Genomic DNA, 20,166 nt, shown 5'->3' on the forward strand with positions numbered 1-20,166 from the left:
CCCCCATCAATTTGACCACGTCCTGGCCCGAGCCGGGCCAAGCAAGCAGGAAATACAGCTTTGAGAGTCATCGCCAGTTCTATTCGCAAGGGCAACGTGATCGAGCAAGACGGCAAGCTATATGTCGTCGTGACCGCCGAGAACATCCATCCCGGCAAGGGCACCCCGGTCAGCCAGATCGAAATGCGCCGAATCTCGGACGGGGTAAAGATCTCCGAGCGCTACAAGACCACCGACCAGGTCGAGAAGGCCACGATCGAAGAGCGCAACTTCACCTATCTCTATGAAGACGGTGACGGTTTCCACTTCATGAACCCGGAAACCTATGACCAGGTCCAGGTGTCCAAGGACGTCATCGGCGACGCCGCGGCCTATCTTCAGGAGAGCATGACGGTCAAATTGTCGACCCATGACGTCAACGTGGTGTCGATCGCGTTGCCGCAGCGCGTGACGCTGGAAGTGGTCGAGACCGAGCCCGTGACAAAGGGCCAGACCGCTTCCTCGTCCTACAAGCCCGCGATTTTGTCGAACGGCGTGCGCACCACGGTGCCGCCGCACATCGCCGTCGGCACCCGAATCGTCGTGATGACCGAAGACGGCTCCTACTCCGAACGCGCCAAGGACTGACGGGGCCAAAGCGAGCGCAACAGGTGCCGCCGGGGGGCGAGACAGTGGTTGGGAAAAGTTTCCGCTTCGTCTCGCAACTTCTGGCGTCGCTTTCGCTCCTCATTGCCTCTCCGCTCGCTGCGGATGAGTTCCGCAGCCCCTCGCTCACGGCGCTGCGCGTCGATTGGCGCGCGGCGCTCGACCAGCTCCGCACCGAAATCAACACCCATCCACGGGCCGCGGACGATTTCATCTTCGCCCCCCGTCGTTCGGTGCCGCGCTACGATCCACGTGCGATGCCGGCGCTGGTGCAGCTCAACGCGATCTCTTCGCAATTTTTCACCGGCATCGCCCGCAGCTCCGTGCCCGTGCTGCTGCCGTTCGACACAGCCGCTTATTTCGAAGCACGGCGCAATGGCGCGCCGACGACCCTCGCGCTGTCGCGCTACCAGGCCGACTTCAGTTCCGTCGACATGTTCGATGCCGGCCCCGCCGGCTACAGCGCGACCTTTTCGTTCGAGCCTGGCGCCGGAGACGGCATGCCGAGCCGGGTGTTCGCAAGGCCGGTCGAGGTGCAGATCACGGGTTCTGCGCTCGTCTATGACATTGCCGATCCCTCGGGCGGCAAGGGCGACCCGGTCAAACCGCTCGCGGCGCTCTACCCGGACCTGCGCAAGTTCATCAGGGAAGGCTATGTGCGCTACGCTTTCACCCGTTTCGGCGTCGCCTATGTAGTGTCGATCCAATGCCTCGATAGCGTCGCCAAGCCGCGGCGACTTGCCTGCAAGGAGGCCTATCCGGTCGCCGAACGCTTCCTGAAGGCGCTGCGCGTTGCCGGCGGCCAGCGCATGCGGCCGCTGACGGACATCGCTTCCAACATTCTCGATCGTCCCGGGGTACGTTCCCCGGACTTCACCTACCGGCCGAGCGGCGACATCATCCCGAACACCGGCTATCGCAAGCAGGGCGGCCATCCCGACTTGATGGCCTACGCACAGATCCGCTTTCCTCTCGATAAGGCGCCCGCGTTCGTACACTCGCAATCCTATGCCAAGCGCGACAAGATGGAGAGCACGACCGCCTATCCCTGGCGGGACAATTTTTGCGAGTCCCGCAGTTTCGAGGTCTGGCAATGCGGCGGCGGTTATGGCCATCAGGGCGAGGACATCCGCGCGGCCGAGTGCCCGCCGCCCGGTGAAGGCCGCCAAGCCTGTGATCCCAAGCAGCGCGCCGTCGTCGCCGTGCGGGATGCGAGGGTCATACGCGCCTCCAAGGACCAGGCCGTGACGCTGCAAATCAACAGCCGGACCGAGCACATCCGTTTCCGCTACATGCATATGAACCCGCAGGCGCTGAACGCAGATGGCCTGCTCAATGGCCGCATCGTATCGGAGGGCGAGAAGATCGGCGTGGTCTCGAACTATCTCGACCATCCCGCCGGCACCTCGATGCACCTGCATTTCGACGTGCAGGTGTTCACTCGCGACGGCTGGATCTGGGTCAGTCCTTACGTCACGCTCGTCTCGGCGTACGAGCGCCTGATCCGCGCCCGCGGCCGCGAGGTCGGCCCGGAGATCGCCGGCACGCCGCAGCCCGTGGCGCATGCGCTACCGGAGGACGTGCTCAAGCCGGACCTGCGCGAGGGATCGGGCGGCGACGAGAACTGACGGCTTGCTCCTTCCATTGCCAGGCAGTGCAACAGCGTGTTTGTCGCACACACCGCCCGCTGGAAGGCCGAAGGAACTGGGTTGATGAGTGTCGGACTGATTGGTCTTCTCGACGATATCGCAGCGATCGCAAAGGTGGCGGCAGCCTCGCTCGACGATGTCGCGGGCCAAACGGCCAAGGCGGGAGCAAAGGCGGCTGGCGTGGTCATCGATGACGCAGCCGTCACGCCCAACTACGTGATCGGCTTTGCCTCGAAACGCGAACTGCCGATCGTAGGCAAGATTGCGGTTGGATCGCTCCGCAACAAATTGCTGATCCTGCTGCCCATCGCTTTGTTGCTTGGTTATTTCCTTCCCGCCGCAGTCACGCCGCTGCTCATGCTGGGCGGCGCCTTTCTCTGCTACGAGGGTGCCGAGAAGGTGCTCGAGGCCGTGATGCCGCATCATGCGCACGACCAAGAAACTCAGCGCCAGGCGACGGCATCGAATGCGCGGTCGCTTGAGGACGAGAAGGTCGCGAGCGCCATCAAGACGGATTTCATCCTGTCGGCGGAGATCATGGCGATCACGTTGGCAGCCGTCCCGGCGGGCAGCATCTGGACGCAGGCGCTCGTGCTGGCCCTCGTCGCCATTTTCATCACAGTTGGTGTCTACGGCGTGGTCGCCCTGATCGTGAAGGCGGACGATGTCGGCCTGACGCTTGCGCGGTATGGCGGCGCCTCAGTCATTGGCGGCGCAATCCGCTTGCTTGGGCGTGCGCTCGTCCGCGGCATGCCGGCCTTCCTTGCGGTACTGAGCACCATCGGCACCGCCGCCATGATCTGGGTCGGCGGCGGCATCATCCTGCACGGCATCGAACAATACGGCCCACCAGTGATCGGCCATACGGTCCATGCCGCCGCCGAGGCCGCCGCGCATTTCCTTCCCTCCATTGCCGGCATCGTCGAATGGTCGGTCGAGGCAGCCATCTCGGGCGTCGTTGGCCTCCTTGTCGGCGCGGTTGCGATACCGGCCGTCACATACGGTCTTTCACCACTATGGAAGCGTCTTAAGCGATCGCAGCCGACCTGAACAAAAGCGGCTTCGGATTGTGAGTACCAGCTACTCCAACAGCGTCGTGAGTTGCGCGCCCTCGTCCGCCACGAACACCGCGATCAATTCCGCCGGCTCCGTGGTGCTCGCATTGGCCGAGACCAGATGGGTCGAGCCGGGCGGTTCGAAGAAGGACTGGCCGACGCCGAACGTCTCGACCGGGCCGCCGCCGAGCTGGGAGCGGATCTCGCCCTTGGTGATGTAGGCGGTGACGGATCCCGCGTGACGATGCGGCCGCGAGAACCCGCCGGGACCGTAGAACACGCGCACGATGGTGACGCGTTTGCCCGGTACGTTCGGCAGCGCGTAGGAGCCGATCGGTTCGACCCTGTCGAGCGGCGAGCTTTCGGCGGCTGTGGCGCAGAGCGGCGAGAGTGCGCGGGATATGGTGTCCATCGTCACCGGCAGCGCCTTGCCAATCGCAAGCGCGCAGGCGAGCCCGCCAACGACGGCGATCGCCATCGAGCGCGATGGCAACGGGTGCTGCGTGCTAGGCAAACTCATTACTGTCATCACGATCCTCCCTTCGTTATAATCAGGATGCCGCCGCATTCGCTGCGGCCGGCCGCTTCGCCGGCGTCCAGCGAAATGCCGCACCAAAACGGTTCCAGACGTTGATCGAGGCGACTGCCGAGGTCAGGTATGTCAGCTCGGTCTCGGAGAATTCACGGCTCGCCTCGGCGTACACGTCTTCGCCGACTCCGTCGGGCAGGCGGGTCAGCGCCTCGGTCCAGGCCAGCGCGGCACGTTCGCGCGCGGAAAAGATCGGCGCCTCGCGCCAGACCACGACCAAATTGAGCTTGTCGACGGGCACGCCGATCCGCTCCGAAAGTAGGATGTGATGCTGCAGGCAGAAGGCGCAGCCGTTAATCTGCGAGGCGCGCAGCTTGACCAGTTCGAGAAGCTGCTTGTCGAGGCCGGCCTTGGCCGCCACCTGGCCGAGCGCCAGCACCAGCTCGTACGCGTCGGGCGCGATCTTCTTGAAATCCTCGTATTCGCTGCGGGCGTGTGACATTGCCGTTCACCTCGTGGTATTGTAAGAGTGCTGATACATTATAAGAGCACTTATATGACGCGCAAGCCGCCTGATATCACGAGATCGCAACCGCGGCGGCAGGCAGCCACTGCCGCCCCGGCGGTTCGGGTGCCAGCGCCAGGGGAAGGCAAGCGCGGCGAACAAGGCTATCTCGGCTATCTGCTGCGCCAGGCCCACGCCGCAGTCCGTCTGACGATGGAGCGGTCGCTGGCCGATCTCGGTGTCACCTCACCGCAATTCGCGGTGCTGACCATGCTCAATGCCTATCCGGGACTGTCAGGGGCCGACGTCGCCCGCCTCACGTTTCTGACGCCCCAGACCGTCGGCGTCATCATCCGCAATCTCGAACGTGACGGTGCGATTGTGATGACGCCCCATCCCGTCCACGGCCGCATCCAGCAATGGACGCCGACGCCGCGCGGCGCGACGCTTTTGAAAGCGTGCCGGGAACGGGTGATTGCGTTGGAGAAGCGCCTTGCGGTCGGGCTCGATGCCAGGGCCGAGGCAAGCATTCGCCGCTGGCTCGCAGGCATCGCGGCCGATTTGCAGGAGGATTAGACGAAGCGCGTTCGCCGCTGACGGGTCCTAGTCGCCGCCTCCTCCATCGCCGCAGCCGCCACCGTCCGAATCCGGGAAGTCACTTGCGGCGCCGTTGCCTCGAATGCCGCGCCCAAAGTTCTCCGCAAGGATCATCAGGATGACGACGAACAACCCGGCGCCGAACGGCCAGGGATTGGCGCGGATGATGTCGAACAGCTCCTGCATTCACGCATTGTGCGCAGACGGAAGCGAATCGACCGTAAAGTGACAGGCTCAAAATTGGGGATATCCGACCCATTGCAGGCGCGCCCTACCCGCCCTTCAACACTTTCTTAACCTCGCCATCAGGCCAGGTCTCGCCCGCTGCAATCACCCGCACGCGGCTTTGATCGGCATCATTCACCAGCTCATGCGAACTCACCCGATCGCCGCTTCGCTCCAGATGCAGATCGGTTTCGGGCTTCCAGCTCAGCGTGGTCGCGAGATCGCCGGGAAAGATCTGCCATAGCGATCCGTCGTCGAGCTCGACGACATGGCTTTCCGCATGCGCGCGTATCTTCATTCCACCCCGAATCCTCGATGAACGGACGGCGGGCCCCGACGATCGGCCGGGGCCCCACTCCATCAGTCGTTGTCGTGATGAATCACGGTCTTGCTGCGATTGCCGAATTCGTCTTCCTTCTTGATCACCGTGGTGCGGTCGGCGGGTTCGCGCTCCTTGATGACGGTGGTGCGGTCGCGATCACGGTCCCGCTCACGATATTCGTGAGACTGTCCGACCGTCACGCCGGCACCGACCGGACCGACGTGAACGCCGACTTCGTCGGCAAACGCAGGCGCGGCGATGGCCGTGACCATGGCGGCGGCAAACAGATATTTCCTCATCTTCTCCTCCTCTAATTTGGTGCTGGGGGAATGCGGGAGTGCGACAGTTTGTTCCGGGGAACGCGTGCCTGCGTCTCTTCCTCTAGTTCCAGGAACCGGGTCACAGCCGCCATGTTTCCCGCTAGAATGGGCCCATGAAACACGCTGATTCCATTGCCTCTCGCAGCCGCCGCGCTCTGCTTCGATCCACGCTCGGCGCGGCCGCACTCGTCGCAATCCCAACGCGCAGTCTGGCCGCGCCTCCAGGCTTCGAGGAATGGCGCGAGGGCTTTCGCGCACGTGCAATGGCCAAGGGCATCTCCGCTGCGACCTGGCAGCGCGCGATGGCGCGGGTCGAGCCCGACATGAGCGTGTTCAAGCAGATGCGCAACCAGCCCGAATTCCATGAGCAGGTCTGGCAATACATCAACCGCCGCGTCTCCGACTGGCGCATCATCAACGGCAAGATTGCGCTGAAGAACAACGAGGCGCTGCTCGCGCGCGTCGAGCGCGATTTCGGCGTCGAGCGCGGCACGCTGCTGGCGCTGTGGGGCGTCGAGTCCGCCTATGGCGATCCGCTGGTGCAGCAGAACCACATGACGCCGGTGTTTCCCTCGCTCGCCGCCCTCGCCTGGAACGAGCCGCGCCGCAAAGCCTATTGGGAAACCGAGCTGATCAACGCACTGCGCATCGTCGACAAGGGCTGGAGCACGCCGGAGCAGATGCAGGGCTCATGGGCCGGCGCGATGGGGCATTCACAATGGATGCCGGAGGTCTGGCTCAATGTCGGCATCGACTACGATGGCGACGGCAAGGTGTCGCCGTTCGGCAAGCCCGACGACGCGCTGGGCTCGACCGCAAAATATCTCGTCAACCGGGGCAAATGGCACCGCGGCGAGCATTGGGGCTACGAGGTGCGCGCGCCCGGCGAGATGAGCGGCACCCGGACCTATGCGGCTTGGCAGGCAGCCGGCGTCACCCGCGCCGACGGCCAGCCATTCCCGCAAGCCTCCGCATCCGCGCAAATGTGGACCCCGGTTGCGGGCGGGCCGACGTTTCTGCTGGGACCGAATTTCAACGCGGTGAAGAGCTACAATCCCTCGATGAACTATGCGCTGGCGATCTGCCATCTCGGTGACCGCTGCCTCGGCGCGCCGCCTTTCATCCAGCCATTCCCCGGCTCCGAGCGCGCGCTGACGCTCGCCGAGGTGCAGGAGATGCAGACGCGGTTGACCAAGGCGGGCTTTGACACCGGCGGCACCGATGGCCGTGTCGGCAATGACACCATGAAGGCAATCAAGGATTTTCAGCAGCGCGCGGGCATCACGCCCGCGGACGGCTATGGCGGGCTGAAGGTGCTGGCGAAGCTGCGCCAGGGATCGTAGTTATGGCTCAGTGCCGGTACTGCGGCTCTTCCGCATCGAGTTGCCGCCGGCTCGCCGCAAGATGCAGGCGAGCGGATTCGGAATCGCCCTCGCGCATCTGCCTGTAGGTCTCGGCCGCAATGGCTGGATCGACCGGCAATACCTGACGCCCTGTCGACATCGCCAGCACCTGCACCTCGGCAGCACGTTCGAGATAATAGAGATCGTCCCAAGCCTCCGCGATGGTCGGCGCCAGCACCATCACGCCGTGATGCTTCATGAAGATGATGTCGGCATCACCAACGGCGGATGCGATGCGCGCGCCTTCGCGGTTGTCGAGCGCAAGGCCGTTGTAGTCGCGGTCCACAGCCGTGCGACCGTAGAATTTCAGCGCGGTCTGGCCGGCCCAGATCAGCGGATCGCCCTCGGTCATCGACAGCGCCGTGGCGTAGGGCATGTGGGTGTGGAAGGCGACCTTGGCGCGCGGCAGGCGCTTGTGCATCTCGGCATGGATGTAGAACGCGGTCGCCTCGGGCACGCCTTCGCCGTCGAGCACGTTGCCGTGGAAGTCGCAGATCAGCAGCTTTGACGCGGTCAGCTCGCGAAAGGTGTAACCATAAGGGTTGACCAGGAAGAGATCGTCATGACCCGGCACCACGGCCGAGAAGTGGTTGCAGATGCCCTCCTCAAAGCCGTTGCGCGCCGCCATGCGAAAGCAGGCCGCAAGGTCCTCGCGCGCGCTGCGGATCGCGTCGGTGACGAGGTCCGGACGGTTCGAGCGGAACGTTGCTGGCATGGATGACGAAGAGTGAAGGCTGTGCGCCATGGCGGAAGGACACCTCTGTCGATCGGAAGACGCCCGCGTTGTACAGGTCCGACGCCTGCGCGTCAGCCCCCGCGGGCGCCACCCTGCCCTTCGCAGCCCGCGCGGCGGCTTATTGCCGCCGCGGCACACCGCCGGCATTCATGCCGCCATCGATGACGAGCTCGCTGCCGGTGACGTAGCGCGAGGCATCGGAGGCCAGATACAGCACGCCGGATGCAATCTCGGCGGCCTGGCCGGCGCGGCCGAGCGGCGTGACGACGCGCGCACGCTCGTCTGGGTCGATCGGCGCGTTGCCCTGGTTGCCGGTCGCACCTGTCGGGATCTTGCCCCAGATCGGCGTGTCGATGATCCCGGGATGGACGGAGTTGACGCGAATGCCGTCACAGGCCGCCGCGCACTCCATCGCGATCGATTTTGCGAACAGCCGCACGCCGCCCTTGGTCGCCGAATAGGCCGACAGCCCGGGCGCGCCGCGCAGGCCCGCGAGCGAGGACATCATGACAATCGAACCGCCGCCGGTCTTGCGCATCAAGGGCAGGCAATGCTTGACCGAGAGGAACACGCCGTCGAGGTTGATCGCGTTCTGCTTGCGCCAATCGCTGAGCGTCATGTCGACGATCGACGGCACGGCGATGCCGATGCCGGCGTTGGAGACGAGAATATCGAGCCGGCCAAAGCGCTTCGCGATCTCGGCTGTGATCTCGATCCAGCGCTCTTCGCTGGTGACGTCCTGTTCCAGGAAAATCGCCTCGCCGCCGGCCTTGATGATGCGACTGGCGAGTTCTGGGCCGCGCAGCTCGTCGATATCGGTGGCGATGACGGTGGCGCCCTCGCGCGCGAACAGCTCGACGACTGCCTCGCCAATTCCGGATGCGCCGCCGGTCACCAGCGCGACCTTGCCCTCAACCTGCCCTGCCATGTTCACTCCCTTTTTTGCTGTAAGCTTTTTTGTTGTTTGCCGGGCCTATCTAATCATGGATGGTCCCTGGTCGGGTAGCGCGACGTCGATGACGCGGAATTGCACACGCTCGGCGCCTTGATAGCGATCGACCGACAATGATCCCGCGACATGCAATTGCTGGCCGCGATTGGCAACGAGCGCGTTGCCGAGCTTCTGTCCGATCGAACGGAACGCGATGCCGTTGACGATGGCGCCGTCGCCCGATTTGAAGCGTAGCCTCAAATGTGCCTGTCCCACCTCGTCGGCATAGACGAGCTGATGCGCCGGCAGCGCCAACACGACTTCCGGATTGCCGCTGCCGAAGGGACCTGCACGGTTGAGCGTCGTTGCAAGCTCGGTCGTCACCGCGCGCGCGGAGACCGCGCCGTCGATGTAGAGCTCGTTGACGTGGCGCGCCTCGGCGACGTCGCGTGCCAACGCATGCTCGAGGTAGGCGCGAAATTCGGCGAGCTTTTCCTTCCGCAGCGTGACGCCCGCAGCCATGGCGTGACCGCCGCCCTTGAGCAGAATGCCGTCGGCGACCGCCTGCCGCACCGCCTTGCCGAGATCGACGCCGGCAATCGAGCGGCCGGAGCCGGTGCCGATGCCGCCGGGCTCCAGCGCGATCGCAAAGGCGGGCCGCGAGAACTTCTCCTTCAGCCGGGACGCAACGAGACCGACCACGCCGGGATGCCAGCCTTCGGAGGCCGTCACGATCACGCCGATCTTGTCCTCGAGCCCGATCGAGGCGAGCGCCTCGGCTTCGGCCTGCGCTTCGGCCGCCTGCTCGATGATACGACGCTCACTGTTGAGGCGGTCGAGCTCGGCGGCGATCCGCGCGGCCTCGACGCTGTCACCCTCCAGAAGCAGCCGCACGCCGAGATCGGCGCGGCCGATGCGGCCGCCGGCATTGATGCGCGGCCCCAGCATGAAGCCGAGATGCCAGGCCTCCGGCGGGCCGTTGAGCCGCGCCACGTCCATCAGCGCGGTGTGGCCGACATGGTCGCGCCGCCGCATCGCGATCAGGCCCTTGGCGACGAAGGCGCGGTTGAGACCGATCAGCGGCGCGACATCGGCAACCGTGCCGAGCGCAACGTGATGCAGCATGCCGAGCAGATCAGGCTCGGGCATCTCCGCTTTCCAGAAGCCGCGCTGGCGTAATTCACGATTGACCGCGACCAGCGTCACCAGCACGAGGCCGACGGCGGCGAGATGGCCGAGACCGGAGAGATCGTCGAGCCGGTTCGGATTGACGAGCGCGTCAACCTCCGGCAGCTCCGTGCCGGCCTGATGATGGTCGATCACGACGACGGACATGCCGAGACGCTTTGCTTCGGCGAGCGGCTCGATGCTGGTGGTGCCGCAATCGACGGTGACGAGCAGCGTGGCGCCCTTTTCGGCCAGCGCACGCACGGCCTCCGTGTTGGGCCCGTAGCCCTCGAAAATGCGGTCGGGAATGTGGATCAGCGGATCAAGCCCGCAATGGCGCAGATGCCAGGTCAGCAGCGCCGCCGAGGTCGCGCCGTCGACATCGTAGTCGCCGAAGATCGCGACCTTCTCGCCGTTCGCCGCGGCATCCGCGATCCGCTTCGCGGCGGCTTCCATCTCCGTTACCGTGAACGGGTCCGGCAGGAGCTTGCGGATGGTGGGATCGAGGAAATCGGCGACGGCGTCGCTGTCGACACCGCGGCCCGCCAGCACCCGCGCCAGCAGCTCGGGCAGTTGGTGGCGCTGCACGATGGCAAGCGCCTTCGCCGCCCCGCGCGCATCCAGCCGGTCGCGCCAGAGCTTGTCGGTGAGCGAGCGCGCCACCCCCAGGAACGCCTGGGGCACTTCGACGGGCAAGGCGGTGGCGGGCGGCGTCATGAGCTTCGGTCGGTTTGAGGAACCTGGGAGCCGGAGGTATTGCATCGCCCGGCCGACGGGACGATTGGCCCGCAATCCCCCGGGATTTGCAATCTCTGCGCCGCACAAAGCGGTGGATTGCCGCTTTGCTACGCGGACTGACTATCATTTGAGCATTCCGCAAAACAGCAAATTAAGCAGGCGTTAGGCGGAATCTTCGAAAAAGAATTGTATTCGATCTGTCAGTGATTGTTCCGGGTTCGTTGCAGATCAGACCTCATTGCCAAGGGAAGCCCCCGATGTCTGCTGCGCTGGGCCTCAAAGCCAAGCCGATCGCAAATGAACCCGCTGATGATGATTCCGACATCTCCGCGCTGATCAATCGCCTCACGGCGGAGGTCAACCAGATCGCGGTCGACAAGACCAAGGCGATCCAGCAGATCACCAACCAGATGAAGATGCTGGCGCTGAACGCGCTGATCGAAAGCTCGCGCGCCGGCGCGCAGGGCGCGGGCTTCGCCGTGGTGGCGCAGGAGGTCCGCGGCGTCGGCCAGCAGGTCGAGACCATCGCCCGCGAGCTCGAAAGCCAACTGACGAAACGGACCGGCGATCTCGTCTCCTCGATTGACCGGATGAGCCAGCGCTCGCGCGGCGAGCGCATGGTCGATTTGTCGCTCAACGCCATCGAGCTGATCGACCGCAATCTCTATGAGCGGACCTGCGACGTGCGCTGGTGGGCAACCGATTCAGCGTTGGTCGAGTGCGCGGCCTCGCCCGACGGTGCGGCCGTGTCCCATGCCTCGCAGCGTCTCGGTGTGATCCTGAGGGCCTACACCGTCTATCTCGACCTTTGGCTCTGCGACCTCGACGGCAACGTCATCGCCAACGGCCGCGCCGACCGCTTTCGCACCGTCGACCAGAACGTCGCCCACACCAAATGGTTTCGCGAGGCCACGACCCTGCGCTCCGGCGACGACTATGTCGCCGGCGACGTCGAGAACCAGCCGCTGCTCGGCAACGCGCAGGTCGCGACCTATTGCGCCAGCGTCCGCGCCGGCGGCCAGGCCAACGGCGCGCCGATCGGGGTGCTCGCCATCCATTTCGACTGGGAGGCACAGGCCCGCGCCATCGTGCAGGGTGTGCGCGTCGGCGATAGCGACAAGGCACGCGTACTGCTGGTCGACTCCAATCTTCGCATCATCGCCGCCTCGGACGGCCAGGGCATCCTCAGCGAGCGCATCTCACTCTCCCTGGACGGCCAGCGCTCCGGCTTCTATCAGGACCGCTCGGGCACGCTGGTGGCGTTCCACGCCACGCCGGGCTACGAGACATATCGCGGCCTGGGCTGGTATGGCGTGATCGTCTGCGGGGCGTGAAGCTGGAGGCGGTCTGCCCATCCAACTCAAAACCGTGAAAACAACCCCATGCACAGTAGCCATCTGGTTGTTTTCATGACGGTTTTTTTCGCGATTTGACGCCGGCAAAACACCGGCACGCATGCCATCATGGCGTCTTTCGCGGTCCAGGCTCAGAGCGCTAGGCTCTGGTGATATCGTCTTCGACGGCCTGCACCGTCGCAATTCCAAGCGTTTGCGACGGACGCTCTCCGAACATTGCCAGGTAATATTGCGAAAACCGGCCGAGCTCGTAAAAGCCCTGTTGCATGGCGACGGCTGTCACGGTGGTCGAGCCGGGTGCGCTCTGGTGCAGGATCGAATGAACAGCGCAGAGACGCTTGTGCCTGAGGAAGCTGACCGGGCCGAGACCGAATACCTCCTGAAAGGCGCGGTGGAGCGTGCGCCGCGATACGCCGAGCACCGCGCAAATTTCCGACACATGCACCGGACGCGTGCCGGCGTCGTCGAGAAACTCCTCGACCTTGCGGATCAGCCGTCGCGCGGAAGGGAGCCAGCCATTGCCGTCGGGTGGCAGCGACGACGCGACGTTGGCAGCCATGCATTCGGCGATCGATCGTTTCCAGAAATCGGCAGTTGATGGCGTCAGCCCATATTTGTTGTCGCGCAGGTGCGACATGACCCGGACCAGGCGGCGCGAGGCGATCGCGCCGGTCTCGATGTGCGCGCGGAAATGACCGCGGCTGCGCCAGGTGTCGGGGTCGCTCAGCCGTGCCTCACCACCGAACAGCGTCGCGACCTCGTTGAGGTCGAAGCGCATGGCGGCGTAGGCGGAGCCGCCGTGAAAAACACCGTCATGTTCGAGCCGCGGCGGAATGACGAGCACATCGTTAAGCTGCATGTCGAACGACCAGTGGGCGACGCGCTCCTCGGCCGCGAGCAGCATCCCGATGATCAGTCTGTCGTCGCTAGAAACCCGCTGCGTGCGCATGCCGACGTTGAAAGCACCAATGCTGAGCGAGAAGTCGCCGATGCCGACATGGGATAAAGTTCCGCGCAACCGACCGCGGCCGAGTTGCATCACATCGACATGCGAGCCGTGGACGGCCTGCTGAAGACCTTCGAAACCATCCAGCTTGCGCGAATCAACCAGAAGGAACTGCCCCATGGCTGTACCGTGTTACTGAAGCACGACAATTCTGCGGCAGGCAGCAGCGAAATACCACCACAACGCGAGGTGGGTGTAGCAAGCCGACTTCGCGTTTTGAGGCAAATCATCGCCGAATTTGTCGCGAGATATGCCACTGAATTGCCTCTGCATTGAGGGATTTGCGACATGGGGCGCCAGGGTGCGTACCTATAAAATCTGCTGCCAAGAGTAGGCGCGCAATGTCCGCTTGTCCTCCAACAGCGGCGCGAAAGCGGACGTTGTCGGACTTCCAAGAAGGGCTGATCGCCGACACGTGCCGTCGCGCCAACCATCCGCTACCAAGAGATCGTCAACGCTTCGCCCTTCTCAAACCTTGTCAGACGTTTTGACAAGTTAAACGAGGCAAAGACTTCGGCAAGTTGATCTTGGCTCTCTCTCAGATGCCCCCATCCCTCATTATGCACAGCGACTAGAGCTGCATCCGGGAAGGCGTGCGCAGCCTCCAGCGCGTCCTCGCTACCCATCGTCATGTGAAACCGCCCGCGGGGCTCGGCCGCGCCAGTGTGTAGGATGACAATCCTGGGCGAAAACTTCCGCGCCACCTCAGACGTGCCATCGAACCAAAGCGTATCGCCCGTGATATAGATCAGGTCGCCGGCCTGCTCTGCTCCAAGCGCAAAGCCGACCACGTCACCAGCCTCGACGCCAACAGGGCCATGGCGAGCCGGCGTGGCGGTCACGATTAACCGCTGACCATCCTTTCCTTCGAGAAAACGAGCCTCAAATGGGTCAATGCCGACGGCATTTCCACCTAAACGTTGAGCTCCCGACATGGTCGTATAGACCGCGCCGACCTTCGGTAACAAAGCCCGGCCCAAATTATCGAGATTGTCAAAATGGTGGTCGTGGCTCAACAGGACTGCATCCACCCTTCCGACATTCTCCACCGAGATACTCGGCCCTTCGGTCTTGACGTGTTTCACGGGGCTGTGCGGCCCCTGATATTGCCCAGGTGGATCAAAGGTAGGATCAGTCAGTAGGCGAAAGCCATTGTGCTCAATGAGCACTGTTGGACCACCGATCAAGGTGAGGGTGATTGAACCGGACATGGAGCTCTCTTCAATGTTGTCCAACCTTAGATAATCCACTGGCCATCGGATAAAAATTCACTATCTTCTCCCAATGGCTGTTAAAAATCGCACAGCGCTTGATTGGGAGAATGTTCGGGTCTTTCTCGCGCTCGCTCGCCACGGGAGTTTGACGGCTGCCGCGCGTGCCCTCTCCGTAAATCACGCGACGGTCGCCCGCCGCGTGAAGTCGTTAGAGCAATCTCTTGGTGAGCAGCTGGTCGAGCGGCGTCTCGACGGTTATTTGCTGACACCTGCGGGCACCCGTCTTCTCGGTCCAGCCACTGAAATGGAAACAGCGGCGGCAAACCTCGGCCGTGGCGGAGGCGATGACAAGCCTATTGGGCTTGTTCGAGTAAACGCGCCGCCAAGTCTCTCGCAACACTTTCTCGTTTCACGGCTCGCCAAACTGTGCAGGCAACATCCAGGGCTCGATGTCGACTTGGCGACCGACTTTCGGTCGGTGAGTTTAGAACGACATGAAGCGGATATTGCCCTCCGTTTCGGACGCCCGCAGGATGGTGACGTTGTTGCCAAGCGGCTGCTGCCAATCGGGTTCGGCTTTTACGCTAATGCCGAATGGCGGCGCCGGGTTCAAGCCGGAGCCGAGCCGGTCTTTGTCGGGTTCGATGAAGTGAACGCGCATTTGCCGGAAGCACGCTGGCTGTCTAAGCACTTTCCACGTTGTCGATTATCTTTTCGAACCGACAGTCAGTCCGCCCAGGCGGTCGCCGCTCGTGCGGGCGCAGGCATTGCACTTCTACCGCATTTCGTTGGCAAATCGGAAGACGGCCTCTTCACATGCAATCTTGAGCGTGAACCGCTGATCCGCGAGCTGTGGCTGATCATGAGGCGTCAAAGTCGAGAAAGCCTGCCTATCAAAACCGTCGCGGACCATATTTCTTTTACTTTCGACGACGAGTCCAAATTGTTTCAGTAAGATCGATCCACGGTCAAATTGCTTGAGCCGTCGGGCGAACCACGATCTCATTTATATCGACATTGGCGGGTTGCTCCATTGCAAACGCGATTGCACGAGCTACCGCTTCGGGCGGAATCGCATTTTTGTAGATCTCAAGCATGCGCGCACTTTCGGAGCCTGTGGTCTTATGTTGGATGCCGGTGTCGACGGCACCTGGCGTGATTAAAGTCGACCGTATTGGCGTCGTTGCAAGTTCGGCTCGAAGACCCTCGGATAGCGCCCGGAGCGCAAATTTAGAAGCCGAATGCACCGCGCCGCCTGGCGAAAACACTTTGAGGCCGTGGATGGAACTGAGACTGATGATATGCCCGCGCTGCTGGCGCATGAAAACCGGCAGAACAGCCGCGATTGCCCACAACGCCCCCTTAATATTTAAGTCGACAGTGGTCTCCCATTCCACGGTGTTGATCTCCATCAGCGGGCGGACAAACATGATCCCGGCGCAGTTGATCAGCGTATCCAGCGAACCAAAATCCTGAGCGACCTTCGCGACTGTTGCCTTTACCTGCTCTTTCTGTGTCACGTCGACGGGATAGGCGCGGCTTTCGCCACCCGTGTTACGTATCGCCCTTGCAACATCCTCGGCCTTCGCCTCGCTGATGTCGGCGACCGCGATCTTCGCCCCTTTTGATGCGAGATCCTTTGCCGTTGCTGATCCGATGCCGCCAGCGCCACCAAGAATAAGAACAACTTTGTCTTTAACGTCGCTCATCCGCCATCCCTCTACGTTGTGCGAAACGTAGCTCACCAAAGTGCCGTGTTGACTGAGCGTTTTTGATCAGCGACGGCGAAAAAATGAGTCGGCTTGATCTGCTTTAGCCCGTACCTCTATCGCGCTCGCAACCTCGTCGGACTGTTCTTCAACAGGATCAAGCACTGCCGTCGGGTGGCGACGCGCTACGACAGGCTTGCAGGAAACTACCTTGCCGTCGTCCAACTTGCATCTATCCGGCTATGGCTGGCCGCGCGTTATGAGTCCGCGCCCTAGGTCTCACCAAATGCCCACAGACTGGCACAAACTGCACATCACAGCCGTCCAATCTTCGAGTACCGTTTGCAACCTTAGCGATATCAAGGGGAAGCGCTCTGCGGATGGCAGAGCGCACGCGGCATGATTTGCCGCGTACTCGAAAACGTGCGTGCGAAGGAAAGAGATGTTGACGCAATGCAGCGTCTTCCTCTCCCCCGAGCACCAAAAAAAGAGGGGGACTCAATGCGTCCAGTGGGCCGGGCAAAGAGCTATCGTCGAAGTCTGCCAGAGTTGGCGCAGTAGCATCGAGTGGAATGCGAGTATCGGAGCTTCCACCATGTTGCGAGCGGATCTGGATCACTGCGAGTGGTTGCCGGATGATTTGAAGACCGGCGAGATGGTCTTCATTCCCGGCGGAACCTTTCGCATGGGATCCGACCATCATTATCCCGAGGAAACGCCGAGCCATCGCGTCGCTGTCGACGGCTTCTGGATTGACCGCACGCCCGTGACCAACCGGCAGTTCAAGCAGTTCGTCAACGCAACCGGCCAGGTCACCGAGGCGCAGATCGTTCCCAATCCGAAGGACTATCCAAGCGCGCTGGCAGAGTTGCTCTACGCGGGATCGCTGGTGTTCTCACCGCTGCCGCGCATCACCGATCTGACCGACTGGAGCCAGTGGTGGACTTTCCTGCGCGGCGCCAACTGGCGCCATCCCTATGGCCCCGGCAGCAACATCAAGGACCTCGACGACCATCCCGTCGTTCACGTCTCCTTTAGCGATGCGGCAGCGTATGCCCGCTGGGCCGGCAAGGACTTGCCGACGGAGGCGGAATGGGAGTTCGCGGCGCGTGGCGGCCTCGAGGCGGAGGAATACGCCTGGGGCGATGCGCTGATGCCGGGCGGCAAGCACATGGCCAATGTCTGGCAGGGCAACTTCCCCGTCCAGAATCTCGGCGAGGATGGGTACGAGCGTACCTCGCCGGTCATGGCCTTCCCGCCGAACGGCTACGGTCTCTACGACATGATCGGCAATGTCTGGGAGTGGACCTCCGACTGGTGGTCGTCAAAGCACGCCGCCGAGGCTGCAAAACCCTGCTGCATTCCCAAGAATCCCCGCGGCGGCGGTGAGCACACGAGTTACGACCCTCGCCTCCCCGACATCCAGATTCCGCGCAAGGTCCTCAAGGGCGGCTCGCACCTCTGCGCGCCGAACTATTGCCGCCGATATCGTCCGGCCGCGCGGCACGCGGAGCCGGTCGATACCTCGACCAGTCATGTCGGATTCCGGTGTGTGGCGCGGATGCCGTCAGTAACCGAACGCCAACAAGAAGGACGTGCTGCAATCTAACGCCGCCGCCGGCGGACGCCGGCGACAGCACTGCGCGCCGCGCCTCGAACTATTTCGATACCCAACTTTATCTATCGGCGATCGGATAGACGTCTTCAGCATTTTTCGACAAGGCAGGCCGGTTACAGGCAAGAGCCCGCCCCATTTCCCCGGTAAGAGTCGCCTCATCGCTTTCGGGACGCGCGCGCCGTCGATCCTGAAACGCTCGCGCTCGCAACGTGCCGAGGAGACATGCCATGAAGATCGTCGTGATCGGCGGGACGGGATTGATCGGATCCAAGCTCGTAGCGAGACTCAAGCAGCAAGGCCACGAGGCCGTCGCGGCTTCGCCGAAATCAGGCGTGAACGCCGTGACCGGGGAAGGCCTCGCCGCTGTGCTGGCGGGTGCGGATGTCGTCGTCGACGTTGCCAACGCGCCGTCCTGGGAGCCTTCCGCCGTGCTCGAATTCTTCGAACGTTCGAGCAAAAACCTCGCTGCGACTGAGGCGGCTGCAGCCGTGAAGCATCATGTGGTCCTCTCGATCGTCGGAACCGAGCGCTCGCCCGATAACTCCTATTTTCGCGCCAAGCTGGCACAGGAGACCATCGTCAAGGCATCTCCGGTCCCCTACTCGATCGTCCGCGCCACCCAGTTCTTCGAATTCCTCAGCGCCATCGGCGATATGGGTGCGGCCGACGACCGGATCGTCGTTCCCACGGCATTGTTTCAACCGATCGCGGCCGAGGACGTGGCCGATCGCCTCGCAGAGGTCGCGATGGGCCAGCCGCTCAACGGCACGATCGATATCGCAGGGCCTGAGAAGGCGCCCTTCAATGAATTCATCGCACGGCGCCTGAAGGCGTCCGGCGACGCCCGACCAGTGGTGGGAGACCCAAAGGCAGCGTACTACGGCGCTCCCATCGACGACACATCGCTGAGCCCTCTCGGCGAGGCACGGCTTGGCAAAACGCCGCTCGCTACATGGCTCGCGAGACTTTGAGGAGACTTCCATGCGCAGATTGCTGATCGCAATTGCTGTTTATGCCGCATCATTCCTGACGGTCCATGCCGCCGAGACGGCGGCACCCACAGCCAAGGTGACCGTCGTGTTCGACCAGGCGCTGCCCAATGTCCCCGGCAAGAGTATGAAGGGCGTGCTGGTCGAGTATGGTCCCGGAGGGTCCTCGCCGGCCCACATCCACGCGCCCTCGGCTTTCATCTACGCCACCGTCCTGGAAGGAGCGATCCGCAGCCAAGTGAATGACGGCCCCGCCAAGGTCTTTCATAAGGGAGAGAATTTTTCCGAACGACCTGGCGACCGCCATGCCGTCAGCGCCAATGCCAGCGACACCGAGCCCGCGAAGCTGCTTGCCGTGTTCGTGGTGGATACAGCCGACAAGGAACTGACGACGCCTGTCGCGAAGTAGCGCCAGGTCAGCAGACGGCGATGCTGGAACGGGACGCTGGCGTCAACCCGCGCTCGCCACGAACGCGACCGGCGTACCTTTCGAGACACTGGCTGCCACCCGTTCAGCGTCCCAGTTGGTGAGACGCACGCAGCCGTGGGATTCCGCTTTGGAGATCTTCTTCGGCGAAGGCGTGCCGTGAATGCCGCAGCCCTCGGCAGACAGATTGATCCACATCGTGCCGACCGGATTGTTCGGACCGGGCTGGATGGTGAAGGGCTTGCGCGAACGGACGTCCCTGAAGTGGTAATCGGGGTTGTAGCGATAGTGCGGATTGCGGCTGATTTCCGTGACCTTCAGGGTGCCCGAGGGCGATGGCTTCTCTTCGCTTCCTACCGTCGCAGGATAAAAGCCGATCAGCGCATTCGACTTGTCGAACAGCTTCAACGTCTGTCGGCTCTTGTCGATCTCGACCCTGTCGGCTTTGGCAGGCGCAGCGCCTCCACTCGCGGTATCCACGATGACGATGGTGTCGCCGGCACGATCGAAGCGGCGCCCGGGGTTGAGCGCTGCCAAGAGCTCCTCGCTCATGTGAAATTTCTCGGCCAATCCTTCGCGCGGACTCGTGAATCCAAGCTTCGGAATTCCTTTCATCTCCTCCATGCTCGACGGAAGCCTGCTCAGGAAAGGGCCCGCCACGTCTTGCTGGGCAATCGTGTAGGTCGCCGTTGCCGGCCGGTCGTCCGCCAGCAACGCCTTCCAGATGTCTTCCGAGAGAGCCTCCGAACTCGGCAATTGCTGCGCTTCCGCATAGGCGCGCAGCGCCTTCCTGGCGTTCTCTCCGAACTTGCCGTCGATCTCGCCGGGCGAGAAACGCGCCCTGTCCAGGAGGACCTGCAGCCGGACGCCGGCAGGCGTCGGCTTCTCGTTCGAGAGAGTCTTGTTGGTTGGCTGGGCGGAATTGATGGCGGCGGCGTCCATCGCCGCGGCGAACGCTGGCGGCGCCGTCAGAGCGAAGACCAGAAAGATGCAAATCTGCCCCGCTTTTCCGAGCGACATTGCCGG

22 protein-coding genes and 1 pseudogene are annotated in these 20,166 nt (G+C 63.0%); 11 read left to right on the plus strand and 12 right to left on the minus strand.

The genetic code is table 11. The features are described from left to right. Positions 1-60 precede the first annotated feature (60 nt). The 3 genes from efp (at position 61) to ABIC03_RS00730 (ending at position 3,344) form a co-directional block, all read left to right on the plus strand. Positions 61-627, plus strand: coding sequence for an elongation factor P (gene efp, locus ABIC03_RS00720; RefSeq protein WP_027569909.1), 567 nt, complete (start codon positions 61-63; stop codon positions 625-627). A 23-nt stretch (positions 628-650) separates the two neighbouring features. Beyond that, positions 651-2,273, plus strand: a complete 1,623-nt coding sequence (locus ABIC03_RS00725; RefSeq protein WP_354054685.1) for a M23 family metallopeptidase — start codon at positions 651-653, stop codon at positions 2,271-2,273. Positions 2,274-2,357: 84 nt separating this feature from the next. Further along, positions 2,358-3,344 (plus strand): DUF808 domain-containing protein, encoded by a 987-nt coding sequence (locus ABIC03_RS00730; RefSeq protein ID WP_354054687.1) that lies wholly within the window; start codon positions 2,358-2,360, stop codon positions 3,342-3,344. A 30-nt stretch (positions 3,345-3,374) separates the two neighbouring features. On the opposite strand, the gene ABIC03_RS00735 is transcribed toward ABIC03_RS00730, so the two are convergent. Next, positions 3,375-3,878, minus strand: coding sequence for a cupin domain-containing protein (locus tag ABIC03_RS00735; protein WP_354054689.1), 504 nt, complete (start codon positions 3,876-3,878; stop codon positions 3,375-3,377). A gap of 22 nt (positions 3,879-3,900) precedes the next feature. Continuing rightward, on the minus strand, positions 3,901-4,380 hold the full coding sequence (locus tag ABIC03_RS00740) for a carboxymuconolactone decarboxylase family protein (RefSeq protein ID WP_354054691.1): 480 nt from the start codon (positions 4,378-4,380) through the stop codon (positions 3,901-3,903). 54 nt (positions 4,381-4,434) lie between these two features. Here ABIC03_RS00740 and ABIC03_RS00745 point away from each other — a divergent pair, with 54 nt between their 5' ends. Beyond that, entirely contained in the window at positions 4,435-4,959 is a 525-nt protein-coding gene (locus tag ABIC03_RS00745; RefSeq protein ID WP_275171994.1) for a MarR family winged helix-turn-helix transcriptional regulator, read from the plus strand. Positions 4,960-4,986: 27 nt separating this feature from the next. Here ABIC03_RS00745 and ABIC03_RS00750 read toward each other — a convergent pair whose 3' ends face one another. The 3 genes from ABIC03_RS00750 to ABIC03_RS00760 all read right to left on the minus strand — a co-directional run bounded on the left by ABIC03_RS00750 (position 4,987) and on the right by ABIC03_RS00760 (position 5,826). Continuing rightward, a complete protein-coding gene (locus ABIC03_RS00750) occupies positions 4,987-5,166 on the minus strand; it encodes a hypothetical protein (RefSeq protein ID WP_275171993.1) in 180 nt (59 codons plus the stop codon). Positions 5,167-5,251: 85 nt separating this feature from the next. Further along, positions 5,252-5,503, minus strand: a complete 252-nt coding sequence (locus ABIC03_RS00755; protein WP_354054694.1) for a hypothetical protein — start codon at positions 5,501-5,503, stop codon at positions 5,252-5,254. A gap of 62 nt (positions 5,504-5,565) precedes the next feature. After that, positions 5,566-5,826: a hypothetical protein gene (locus ABIC03_RS00760; RefSeq protein WP_219680264.1), complete on the minus strand. Its 261-nt coding sequence runs from the start codon at positions 5,824-5,826 to the stop codon at positions 5,566-5,568. 134 nt (positions 5,827-5,960) lie between these two features. Between ABIC03_RS00760 and ABIC03_RS00765 the strand changes: the two genes are divergently transcribed. Next, positions 5,961-7,190 (plus strand): lytic murein transglycosylase, encoded by a 1,230-nt coding sequence (locus ABIC03_RS00765; RefSeq protein WP_354054697.1) that lies wholly within the window; start codon positions 5,961-5,963, stop codon positions 7,188-7,190. Positions 7,191-7,197: 7 nt separating this feature from the next. Here the strand turns inward: ABIC03_RS00765 and ABIC03_RS00770 are convergent, their stop codons facing one another. The 3 genes from ABIC03_RS00770 to recJ all read right to left on the minus strand — a co-directional run bounded on the left by ABIC03_RS00770 (position 7,198) and on the right by recJ (position 10,801). Further along, the gene (locus ABIC03_RS00770) at positions 7,198-7,995 is read right to left on the minus strand and encodes an aldolase (protein WP_354054699.1); all 798 of its coding nucleotides are present in this window, start codon (positions 7,993-7,995) and stop codon (positions 7,198-7,200) included. Positions 7,996-8,104: 109 nt separating this feature from the next. Then, positions 8,105-8,914, minus strand: coding sequence for an SDR family NAD(P)-dependent oxidoreductase (locus ABIC03_RS00775; RefSeq protein ID WP_354054701.1), 810 nt, complete (start codon positions 8,912-8,914; stop codon positions 8,105-8,107). Between the two features lie 45 nt (positions 8,915-8,959). Next, positions 8,960-10,801, minus strand: coding sequence for a single-stranded-DNA-specific exonuclease RecJ (recJ, locus tag ABIC03_RS00780; RefSeq protein ID WP_354054703.1), 1,842 nt, complete (start codon positions 10,799-10,801; stop codon positions 8,960-8,962). Positions 10,802-11,079: 278 nt separating this feature from the next. On the opposite strand from recJ, the gene ABIC03_RS00785 reads away from it, so the two are divergent. After that, positions 11,080-12,156 carry a methyl-accepting chemotaxis protein gene (locus ABIC03_RS00785; protein WP_354054705.1) on the plus strand — a complete coding sequence of 359 codons (1,077 nt, stop codon included), beginning with the start codon at positions 11,080-11,082 and terminating at the stop codon, positions 12,154-12,156. A gap of 160 nt (positions 12,157-12,316) precedes the next feature. Here the strand turns inward: ABIC03_RS00785 and ABIC03_RS00790 are convergent, their stop codons facing one another. Together ABIC03_RS00790 and ABIC03_RS00795 are read right to left on the minus strand one after the other, a co-directional pair. Then, positions 12,317-13,303 (minus strand): helix-turn-helix domain-containing protein, encoded by a 987-nt coding sequence (locus tag ABIC03_RS00790; RefSeq protein ID WP_354054707.1) that lies wholly within the window; start codon positions 13,301-13,303, stop codon positions 12,317-12,319. A gap of 317 nt (positions 13,304-13,620) precedes the next feature. After that, complete coding sequence (locus ABIC03_RS00795; protein ID WP_354054709.1) at positions 13,621-14,394, minus strand: MBL fold metallo-hydrolase; 774 nt, start codon at positions 14,392-14,394, stop codon at positions 13,621-13,623. Between the two features lie 73 nt (positions 14,395-14,467). On the opposite strand from ABIC03_RS00795, the gene ABIC03_RS00800 reads away from it, so the two are divergent. Next, positions 14,468-15,352: a LysR family transcriptional regulator gene (locus ABIC03_RS00800; RefSeq protein ID WP_354054711.1), complete on the plus strand. Its 885-nt coding sequence runs from the start codon at positions 14,468-14,470 to the stop codon at positions 15,350-15,352. 13 nt (positions 15,353-15,365) lie between these two features. On the opposite strand, the gene ABIC03_RS00805 is transcribed toward ABIC03_RS00800, so the two are convergent. Continuing rightward, complete coding sequence (locus tag ABIC03_RS00805) at positions 15,366-16,106, minus strand: SDR family oxidoreductase (RefSeq protein ID WP_354054713.1); 741 nt, start codon at positions 16,104-16,106, stop codon at positions 15,366-15,368. A 99-nt stretch (positions 16,107-16,205) separates the two neighbouring features. Here ABIC03_RS00805 and ABIC03_RS00810 point away from each other — a divergent pair. The 4 genes and pseudogenes from ABIC03_RS00810 to ABIC03_RS00825 form a co-directional block, all read left to right on the plus strand. Continuing rightward, positions 16,206-16,382, plus strand: a pseudogene (locus tag ABIC03_RS00810) (IS5/IS1182 family transposase); the annotation flags it as partial. Between the two features lie 319 nt (positions 16,383-16,701). Beyond that, positions 16,702-17,715: a formylglycine-generating enzyme family protein gene (locus ABIC03_RS00815; protein WP_354054715.1), complete on the plus strand. Its 1,014-nt coding sequence runs from the start codon at positions 16,702-16,704 to the stop codon at positions 17,713-17,715. 236 nt (positions 17,716-17,951) lie between these two features. Next, on the plus strand, positions 17,952-18,695 hold the full coding sequence (locus tag ABIC03_RS00820) for an SDR family oxidoreductase (protein WP_354054717.1): 744 nt from the start codon (positions 17,952-17,954) through the stop codon (positions 18,693-18,695). 10 nt (positions 18,696-18,705) lie between these two features. Continuing rightward, on the plus strand, positions 18,706-19,122 hold the full coding sequence (locus ABIC03_RS00825; protein ID WP_354054719.1) for a cupin domain-containing protein: 417 nt from the start codon (positions 18,706-18,708) through the stop codon (positions 19,120-19,122). A gap of 42 nt (positions 19,123-19,164) precedes the next feature. On the opposite strand, the gene ABIC03_RS00830 is transcribed toward ABIC03_RS00825, so the two are convergent. Next, positions 19,165-20,160 (minus strand): L,D-transpeptidase family protein, encoded by a 996-nt coding sequence (locus ABIC03_RS00830; RefSeq protein ID WP_354054721.1) that lies wholly within the window; start codon positions 20,158-20,160, stop codon positions 19,165-19,167. Positions 20,161-20,166: the final 6 nt, after the last annotated feature.

Source organism: Bradyrhizobium sp. RT6a (assembly GCF_040547675.1).
Classification (GTDB): Bacteria; Pseudomonadota; Alphaproteobacteria; order Rhizobiales; family Xanthobacteraceae; genus Bradyrhizobium.

Excerpts from the sequence above, each read along its gene's own strand:
- ABIC03_RS00740 (WP_354054691.1), bottom strand. The coding sequence starts at position 4,380 with ATGTCACACGCCCGCAGCGAATACGAGGATTTCAAGAAGATCGCGCCC.
- ABIC03_RS00745 (WP_275171994.1), top strand. The coding sequence starts at position 4,435 with ATGACGCGCAAGCCGCCTGATATCACGAGATCGCAACCGCGGCGGCAG.
- ABIC03_RS00760 (WP_219680264.1), bottom strand. The coding sequence starts at position 5,826 with ATGAGGAAATATCTGTTTGCCGCCGCCATGGTCACGGCCATCGCCGCG.
- ABIC03_RS00785 (WP_354054705.1), top strand. The coding sequence starts at position 11,080 with ATGTCTGCTGCGCTGGGCCTCAAAGCCAAGCCGATCGCAAATGAACCC.
- ABIC03_RS00805 (WP_354054713.1), bottom strand. The coding sequence starts at position 16,106 with ATGAGCGACGTTAAAGACAAAGTTGTTCTTATTCTTGGTGGCGCTGGC.
- ABIC03_RS00755 (WP_354054694.1), bottom strand. The coding sequence starts at position 5,503 with ATGAAGATACGCGCGCATGCGGAAAGCCATGTCGTCGAGCTCGACGAC.
- ABIC03_RS00820 (WP_354054717.1), top strand. The coding sequence starts at position 17,952 with ATGAAGATCGTCGTGATCGGCGGGACGGGATTGATCGGATCCAAGCTC.
- ABIC03_RS00735 (WP_354054689.1), bottom strand. The coding sequence starts at position 3,878 with ATGACAGTAATGAGTTTGCCTAGCACGCAGCACCCGTTGCCATCGCGC.
- ABIC03_RS00830 (WP_354054721.1), bottom strand. The coding sequence starts at position 20,160 with ATGTCGCTCGGAAAAGCGGGGCAGATTTGCATCTTTCTGGTCTTCGCT.
- recJ (WP_354054703.1), bottom strand. The coding sequence starts at position 10,801 with ATGACGCCGCCCGCCACCGCCTTGCCCGTCGAAGTGCCCCAGGCGTTC.
- ABIC03_RS00825 (WP_354054719.1), top strand. The coding sequence starts at position 18,706 with ATGCGCAGATTGCTGATCGCAATTGCTGTTTATGCCGCATCATTCCTG.
- ABIC03_RS00790 (WP_354054707.1), bottom strand. The coding sequence starts at position 13,303 with ATGGGGCAGTTCCTTCTGGTTGATTCGCGCAAGCTGGATGGTTTCGAA.
- ABIC03_RS00815 (WP_354054715.1), top strand. The coding sequence starts at position 16,702 with ATGTTGCGAGCGGATCTGGATCACTGCGAGTGGTTGCCGGATGATTTG.
- ABIC03_RS00800 (WP_354054711.1), top strand. The coding sequence starts at position 14,468 with ATGGCTGTTAAAAATCGCACAGCGCTTGATTGGGAGAATGTTCGGGTC.
- ABIC03_RS00730 (WP_354054687.1), top strand. The coding sequence starts at position 2,358 with ATGAGTGTCGGACTGATTGGTCTTCTCGACGATATCGCAGCGATCGCA.
- ABIC03_RS00795 (WP_354054709.1), bottom strand. The coding sequence starts at position 14,394 with ATGTCCGGTTCAATCACCCTCACCTTGATCGGTGGTCCAACAGTGCTC.
- ABIC03_RS00775 (WP_354054701.1), bottom strand. The coding sequence starts at position 8,914 with ATGGCAGGGCAGGTTGAGGGCAAGGTCGCGCTGGTGACCGGCGGCGCA.
- ABIC03_RS00770 (WP_354054699.1), bottom strand. The coding sequence starts at position 7,995 with ATGGCGCACAGCCTTCACTCTTCGTCATCCATGCCAGCAACGTTCCGC.
- ABIC03_RS00765 (WP_354054697.1), top strand. The coding sequence starts at position 5,961 with ATGAAACACGCTGATTCCATTGCCTCTCGCAGCCGCCGCGCTCTGCTT.
- ABIC03_RS00750 (WP_275171993.1), bottom strand. The coding sequence starts at position 5,166 with ATGCAGGAGCTGTTCGACATCATCCGCGCCAATCCCTGGCCGTTCGGC.